The organism is Pseudomonas sp. P5_A12 (assembly GCF_056400685.1).
Genome location: NZ_JBFUKU010000289.1, coordinates 1 through 6,576, shown reverse-complemented (window position 1 = coordinate 6,576; position 6,576 = coordinate 1). Strand labels below are relative to the sequence as shown.

Genomic DNA, 6,576 nt, shown 5'->3' with positions numbered 1-6,576 from the left:
GGCTCACCTCGTCAGTCGGGGTCCCCCCCCCACTCTCTCCACAGAGGCTGCCGAGGTGAACGTCACTTCCCCCTGTAGCAATACACGTAGGCGAACCAGGCGAGGGCGATCATGTCGCCACCCTCAGCGTGTAAGTCAGCGTGCCGTTGAGGATCGCTTCCTTGATGGCTTCGAACTCCCAGGCGTAATACTGGGATTCGACGTAGACCTTCATTTCGCCATAGTCGTGCTTCTTGCGCCGGATGAATGCCTCGGCGGCATCCTTGGTGAAATGGCTATTCACGATCTCCCAGCGATGGTTCCAGCCGGTGACGGTGTGGTCGTCGAGTTCGCGGAGGATGTCCCATTGGTCATCTTCGTCGAGATCGAGGAAGCCGCATTCCCGGTCCGCCATGACCTGGTCATCCATTTCACCGCGCTCGTCATCATCCAGGTCGTCCCAGTATTCCTTGGGGCTGAACCACGTTCGGTCTTCGAGGCAGACCACCAAGCCTTCCGCATAGTCCGGCTCAAAGCCGTAATCAATTCGCTTGGTCTGGACGGTGAACAGTGCGGCGGCTGTGTGGTGCCATTTAACGCCGGCGCCGCTGCAGTCATGACGAAGACGTTCTACGAAGTCGGTCCAGGTCGCTACATCGAGGTCGGCGCCGGTCGCCAAGCTCGGTAGCGGCTCGGCCGGTTTGTTTTCTGTGGGCATGGGGCGTCCTATGCCGGGTCATGCCCGGGCGGTGAATAGTGAGATTTGGGGGCGGCTTGGAGTACACTCTGGGACTTCAGCAAAGGGAGTTGGACTATGTTTGCGAGAATTATTGTCGGCGTGCTAATTGGCGTTGCTGCGGCGTTTGTTTTTAACGGAAGGCTGTCGATTGATCCCAAGACATTGCAAATCCTTCAAGGGTTTGTAGGCGTGATAGCGATAGGTTTCATCGCTGCTTCGTTTATGTTTGGCGCAATATTTGGGTTGATGGCCGTGGGAGAGATCGCTATCGGCTACTTCGCCTACACCAAGCTGTTTCAAGGCGGCTCAGCCAAATCCTGAAATAGTTGGTCAAGCCGCAAGGCGCTGGTAAAGCTCGATGATGTCGGCGGCGTTGGCGCTGACCAGTGCCTCGGCTTCATCCGGGCAAACGCTATTGCCGATCAGGCGGACCTGGTCTGTCTTGTTGATGTCGCGCCATTCTTCGGCACCGGTGACCGGGTCAACGAACAAGCCGCGATCAATGATGTAGTCCTTGTCGAAGCCTTGCGCGGCCTTCAGCTCTGGCGGTTGCAGCATGCGTAGGGTGATATCCACCAGCACATAACCGCCGACCATTACCATCTCGGCCGGGTCTTTGAAGTGCTCCGGCAAGTATTCGTGCATAAAGGCGGCGCAGCGGCGGGCGCCTTCCAACTGCTCCGGCGTCAGCGTGTCTGGCACCTGCACCACTTCGACCAGCGCTACCCGATCCTTCGTCGGCAGGGTGTGCATCGGCTCGGTCAGCGAAATGCCGTCTTTCTCGTTGCCGTAGTACTTCACCAGGTAGGCGTTGACCAGACGCTGATTGGCGCCGGATTGGCAGATGGTGGAAAGCTGCGAGTCGGCTGTGCGTCCGTCACCGTCATAGAACCCGCCGTTCGCCTGCTCAAAGAAAGCTGCAACGACACCGTGCCGAGCTGCGCCGGCCATGACGGTCTGTACTGGCTCGTCAGGCGAAGTGCCGGCCGCATTCTGGCCGAAGGCTGTCATATGTGCGGCGACCATGGCGAAGTGACCGCCTTTGACCTGAGCCACTTGAGTGCGCAGCGGCTCCTGCACATCGAAGTTGCGCTGTGATGAGCCGTTGGCGCACTCGGTGAGGAACGGCGCAGCCACTGGCTGCACCAAGGCGTGATGGGTGCCGCCGGCGCTGATGGTTGAAAGTGCTTCGTCTACGCCGTGGGTGCTGGTGTGTGATTCCGAAGTGCCGCGCATCGGGACAATGAACGGTTTCGCGCTGGTCAACACATGCCGCCAGCAACCCTTGGCCACCCGGCGCATGGTGTTCACGGCCAYTGGCTTGTCTCGGAAGATTGTGCGGCCGACGTTACTCCAGTCGATGCACTCTGCTGCGGTGCGCCAAGGTAGTTGTTTCGCCCTCGGCTTCTTGTGGCGCTTAGGTTCTGGCCAGACGATGGCCTTGCCGTCGCTGCGCGCCACCAGGTACAGGCGCTTGCGAATGGTCGGAGTGCCGGCGTTGGCTGCTATGCGCTCGCGCCATTCGACGTTGTAACCGAGGCCGCGTACCAGCGCTGCCAGCGGAACGAACTCGCCGATTGATTCAAGGATCTCCGGCATATCCGGGTGATCCGCTGGCAGGCCGGTGCTGAGCGCGGCAATGAATGACCTGAAGGTGCGCCCGCGCTCGGGCTTGATTGGCTGACCTTCTTCGTCAATTGGGCCCCAGTCGCAAAACTCTTCGACGTTCTCAAGGAACATCAAGCGTGGCCGGGTGGCGTGCGCCCAGCGCACAACGACCCAGGCCAGACCACGAACACCACGATCACGCGGTGCGCCGCCCTTGGCTTTGCTGTGGTGGCGGCAGTCCGGAGAAGCCCAAAGGATGCCGACCGGCTGGCCACCGGTGGCGTGGACCGGGTCAACTTCGAACACGTCAGCGACGTAGTGCGCTGTCTGCGGGTGGTTGGCACGGTGCACGGCCAGCGCGACTGGGTTGTGATTTACGGCCACGTCTGGTTCCCGGTACGCCCGGGCAATGCCGGTGCTCGCGCCGCCACCGCCGGCGAACAGGTCCACTACCAGCTCTTTCTGGAATGGCAGGCCCATGCTTGGCTGGCCATGGATGAACTGGGGGTGTTTCTGTTGTGCGGACATAGGGTTGCCTCGTCGCCAAACGGCTACAGTTATTAGGGTTTTGGTGGAGGATCGGTGATGCTGAAAGGTGCAGAGGATTCGGAGCGAATAGTTGAGTTCTACGAGTACATCCAAAACGAGGAGGCCAAAGAAGCGTTTGCGCTTCTGGTTGRCACTTTCAGTTGCTTAAAAAAAGTCACCTGCCGGGTGTCGTCGCAAAAAAAAGTTAGGTCTGTTGCTGTCGACCTGAATGGGGAATGGTGCTTTTCGGTCATGCCATCTCGGGAAAAACTCCGGTTTCACTGGAGACCGTCTGTCATCAAGATGAAGCGCTACAGGAAGGAAGTGATTAAAGAGCAGTTTCCCGACAGTTTTACCGACGATAGCCATAAAGACGCCGAACACTGGGCGATCGATATCAGATCGCGCGATGGAGCACTATTGCTGCTTCATGTACTTGGCCTCAAGTGATCCTCGCCTGCTGGCGTGAGGTGAATTTGTGGTCTATGTATCTATGTTGAATTCAGTCTGACGAGAGACCGACATGAGATTTCAAAGCGATATCGATGCACTCGCGGCAATTGAGGAAGACGCTCAAATGATGCTGAAATATTTGGGGATTCCAGACGACAAGCAGAAGCTTGAAGTCGTCATTTGCTTGCGGCAGATCATTGAGCTTGCGACCTACAGACAGGCAATTGACCAATTTACAAAACCGTCAGCGCGATAGGTGAGGGCGGGGTAGGCTGCGTTCAGGTACCAGGCTCGCCTGCTGGCGTGATTCGTTTAAGTGGGGTATTGATTGATGACCCGGCGCGGGGCTGGATCTAGGAGGAAGCATGATCAAGAAACCAAGCAACAAGTTGATTGCAGAAGTTTCAGGATTGACTGAGGGCGAGGTGGGGTCCTACCTCTGCCAGTTGGATCAGCAGTCGAACGGTGATTGGTTGGCCTACTTCGGAAATGAGATAGAAAAAGTTTCCGCAGCATGCCAAAAACTCAACGAGGCGAAGACTGTTACGATCCCCAAGGAGCTGGCCAATAATTGGTATGACCGAGGCAATGGTTAGGTTTCAGCGCAATAGGTCAGGGGGGCGGGCGGCCTTGCGCTGAGCCAGAACCTCGCTCCGGACTGCTTCAAACTCGCTTGCTACAATCTCTGCGGCGCCTTCGACCAGCTCACCGGTTTCCTTCATTTGGAAGCCGAGATTGAGATAAATGATGCCTTCATGCTTGAAGAACACGCCGCCGCTCAACCACACGCTGCCCCAGTCGATACCGAGTGCTCTCCATACGTCGTCCTTGCTGATGCGCGCAGGGCAGTGCTCTTGCCACAAGGCAGTCAGTCGTTCGTGTTCGGCCTTGTATGCCGCTCTCGCTTCTTTCGTGGCGCCTTTCTCAGGCTTGGCCGCATGTCGTAGAGCGCGATAGCCGTATTCGTCAGGACGGCGCCAATGAACGTCCAGGTCTCGGCTGTCGCTGATCTTCACGCCGCCGACATAGCTGTCACTGCCTGAATACATCGGAGAGCCGGGGCCGCCGAACACGTCCTTGAGCGCCTCGCGCTTTCGGTCAAATTYGGCCCGCTTGGCGTCCCATGCATCGATGGCGGCCAGCGCCGGCGCTGCACTGGTCTTGTAGAAGTAGTTGCTCATTGGTTATCTCCAGTCAGGCGCCGCCCTCCGTGACCGGATGATGGCAATTTGAGATGAATTAGTGTTTTATTCGGCAGCTAACAATCAAAGGAAGTGATAAATGCGAATTGGTTTAGTCGTATACGCTGGCCTACTGGCCATTTTTAGTGATGCTGCATTAGCGGCAAGCCACTTTTTGCCGAAGGGTTCGGTGATTTGTGATTCGGCATCTCTGATGGAGCAACAAATGGATCTCGTAGTGAAGAAGGACTACCGCCAGATTAGAGGCTGCGGGCTTTCCAAAGACGGGATGGTTGTTGAACTGGTCAGCACTTCGCTGTTGGGTCCTACAGAAGTCTATGTACCATCCGCCCGAGTGCACATTTTTGTTCAGCGCGAGGCCCTTAACTAGCGTCCTCATCAGGCAGCGACTTCAATTCTTCGCGCCTGTAGGCGAGCTCCAATTTTCGCGACACGTTTTCGCTAATTGTGATTTTGTGTCGCGACATGTTGGCGAAGCGGGCGGACTCTTCGGATGGCGCCGCGGCGAGATTGATCAAGAAAGTTGACGCTGTTTCCTGCCATTCCTCGAAGCCGTGGCGCTCGCCCAGAACATGAAGGGCGTCATCCAATGCCTTCGACACGATCAGCGATCGCTTCTCGGCACCAATCCGGTCGAGCAAGGCTTTCTCCTTGGCGCGCTTGTCCCTCTGAATATCCGCGTTGCTCTTGGCCATGGCCTGTCTCTTCAATTTCGTGGGCTGGTATATCCAGCCATGTCTGTCTTCGGCGCTGGCGCACCTGTTTGCTGAGGCGCGTCATGATTTGAACTTGAAGCCATTCTCGCTGGCGATCAGCCTGGCACGCTTGTGATCAATGCCGAGTGCTTCAGCCGCTTTATTCAGTGAGGACCCGCTTTCGGCGAGGGTCTTAAGCTCCGGTGCGATTCTGTCCCGCCCTGCACGAAGCTTGTTGCTGTGGGCGCTGCCGAAGCCGAGGGCTTTCTCACCGGTAACACCTGGTTCAATTTCCTGCACCGATTTGCCGGTGCCGAAGTAATGCTCCAGCTGCTGGTTCAGGTTCTCGATGATCGAGTCTCGCGGGTGGGGCATTGGTACACCGATCATGGCTTTGCCCCGTAGTAGGCGAACACGACCAGAAGCACAGTGCAGGCGATGGTCCAGCGGAGAAGGGTGCGGCCGAAGCGGGTAGTGGTTACCCGGACACCTTCGAAGAAGTCAGCGTTCTTTTCCAGTTGCTTTGCGTAATCGCAAGCCATGCCGTGCCCGTTACGGGCGCCCCGGGAGAGGCCGGTGGAGCGCTCGATCACGTCAAACTTGTTCTTGCCCAGGGGCACAACATTGAATCGAGGTTCACGCACTGGCTCATCTCGACCGATCATCTTGTACATCTCCGAGGTGGACATTGAGATGCGATCCCGCAACACCTGCAGGACCGCTTGTTTTTGGCGAATGGTCTGGTTCATATCGACTCCTTGAGCCTGAGGGTTGCGGTTATTCGTCAGCACTCGGGCCGCCTGCTGGTTGCCGTTGGGCGCAGGGGAGAGTGCTGAYGGATAAAGGCAGGTAAAAGAAAGGCCCGTGGACGTTCGGGCCTTTCACAGATGCAGTGTTCTTCGGGCTTTGGTCTATTTCATGATGGTCATCCTCCTATGGCTCGCTCACTGGACAGGCAGCCGCGTTGCGCGGTGCAGAATTCGTCCGCATCGGGGTGTGATCTGATCCAATCTGCCCACCAGTCATCGAGGACTGGCATTCATCGCAACCAGATCACACTCCGATGCGGCCTGGTGCTGGGGAGTACCAGGTGCTCGGGTGGGTTAACCGGATTAGAAGTGACCACCCACTTCCTCAACCATCACCGGTATAGGGCAGTTATCGTCAGGCTGACGTGGCGCTGGTTGTTCAGATAAACGCCGTCAGCGTTTTCGATCCGTCAAGGTTTTGGGTTGTGATGTGCATCGCGGTCGAACGCTGCATCCCCCGCTGGATGGTTACGGCACACTTACTAAAGCGCTCATCAAATACCTGATCGCCATCGGGGAGATGAGATGTACAGGTCAGGCTGGAGCAGTCTTCGCCGTTAGGC

Annotated in this window: 11 protein-coding genes and 1 pseudogene; 5 read left to right on the top strand and 7 right to left on the bottom strand. The window is 57.2% G+C overall.

What is annotated here, in order from left to right; genetic code table 11:
• Positions 1-109: 109 nt before the first annotated feature.
• Entirely contained in the window at positions 110-697 is a 588-nt protein-coding gene (locus AC1DSG_RS25690; RefSeq protein WP_477793395.1) for a hypothetical protein, read from the bottom strand.
• A gap of 96 nt (positions 698-793) precedes the next feature.
• On the opposite strand from AC1DSG_RS25690, the gene AC1DSG_RS25685 reads away from it, so the two are divergent.
• Positions 794-1,039 carry a hypothetical protein gene (locus AC1DSG_RS25685; protein ID WP_477793394.1) on the top strand — a complete coding sequence of 82 codons (246 nt, stop codon included), beginning with the start codon at positions 794-796 and terminating at the stop codon, positions 1,037-1,039.
• Positions 1,040-1,048: 9 nt separating this feature from the next.
• Here the strand turns inward: AC1DSG_RS25685 and AC1DSG_RS25680 are convergent, their stop codons facing one another.
• Positions 1,049-2,854 (bottom strand): DNA cytosine methyltransferase, encoded by a 1,806-nt coding sequence (locus tag AC1DSG_RS25680; protein ID WP_477793393.1) that lies wholly within the window; start codon positions 2,852-2,854, stop codon positions 1,049-1,051.
• Positions 2,855-2,911: 57 nt separating this feature from the next.
• Here AC1DSG_RS25680 and AC1DSG_RS25675 point away from each other — a divergent pair, with 57 nt between their 5' ends.
• From AC1DSG_RS25675 to AC1DSG_RS25665, 3 genes are all read left to right on the top strand, one after another.
• On the top strand, positions 2,912-3,304 hold the full coding sequence (locus AC1DSG_RS25675; protein WP_477793392.1) for a hypothetical protein: 393 nt from the start codon (positions 2,912-2,914) through the stop codon (positions 3,302-3,304).
• A gap of 73 nt (positions 3,305-3,377) precedes the next feature.
• A complete protein-coding gene (locus tag AC1DSG_RS25670) occupies positions 3,378-3,563 on the top strand; it encodes a hypothetical protein (protein WP_477793391.1) in 186 nt (61 codons plus the stop codon).
• A 109-nt stretch (positions 3,564-3,672) separates the two neighbouring features.
• A complete protein-coding gene (locus AC1DSG_RS25665; protein ID WP_477793390.1) occupies positions 3,673-3,903 on the top strand; it encodes a hypothetical protein in 231 nt (76 codons plus the stop codon).
• 3 nt (positions 3,904-3,906) lie between these two features.
• Here AC1DSG_RS25665 and AC1DSG_RS25660 read toward each other — a convergent pair whose 3' ends face one another.
• Positions 3,907-4,488 carry a hypothetical protein gene (locus AC1DSG_RS25660; RefSeq protein ID WP_477793389.1) on the bottom strand — a complete coding sequence of 194 codons (582 nt, stop codon included), beginning with the start codon at positions 4,486-4,488 and terminating at the stop codon, positions 3,907-3,909.
• A gap of 100 nt (positions 4,489-4,588) precedes the next feature.
• On the opposite strand from AC1DSG_RS25660, the gene AC1DSG_RS25655 reads away from it, so the two are divergent.
• Positions 4,589-4,879: a hypothetical protein gene (locus AC1DSG_RS25655; protein WP_477793388.1), complete on the top strand. Its 291-nt coding sequence runs from the start codon at positions 4,589-4,591 to the stop codon at positions 4,877-4,879.
• Here AC1DSG_RS25655 and AC1DSG_RS25650 read toward each other — a convergent pair.
• From AC1DSG_RS25650 to AC1DSG_RS25635, 4 genes and pseudogenes are all read right to left on the bottom strand, one after another.
• Positions 4,872-5,204 carry a hypothetical protein gene (locus AC1DSG_RS25650; RefSeq protein WP_477793387.1) on the bottom strand — a complete coding sequence of 111 codons (333 nt, stop codon included), beginning with the start codon at positions 5,202-5,204 and terminating at the stop codon, positions 4,872-4,874. The two genes, AC1DSG_RS25655 and AC1DSG_RS25650, sit on opposite strands and share 8 nt — an antisense overlap.
• 81 nt (positions 5,205-5,285) lie before the next feature.
• Positions 5,286-5,594, bottom strand: coding sequence for a hypothetical protein (locus tag AC1DSG_RS25645; RefSeq protein WP_477793386.1), 309 nt, complete (start codon positions 5,592-5,594; stop codon positions 5,286-5,288).
• Complete coding sequence (locus tag AC1DSG_RS25640) at positions 5,591-5,953, bottom strand: hypothetical protein (protein WP_477793385.1); 363 nt, start codon at positions 5,951-5,953, stop codon at positions 5,591-5,593. The genes AC1DSG_RS25645 and AC1DSG_RS25640 overlap by 4 nt, the downstream gene beginning before the upstream one ends.
• Before the next feature lie 439 nt (positions 5,954-6,392).
• Positions 6,393-6,576, bottom strand: a pseudogene (locus AC1DSG_RS25635) (hypothetical protein); the annotation flags it as partial.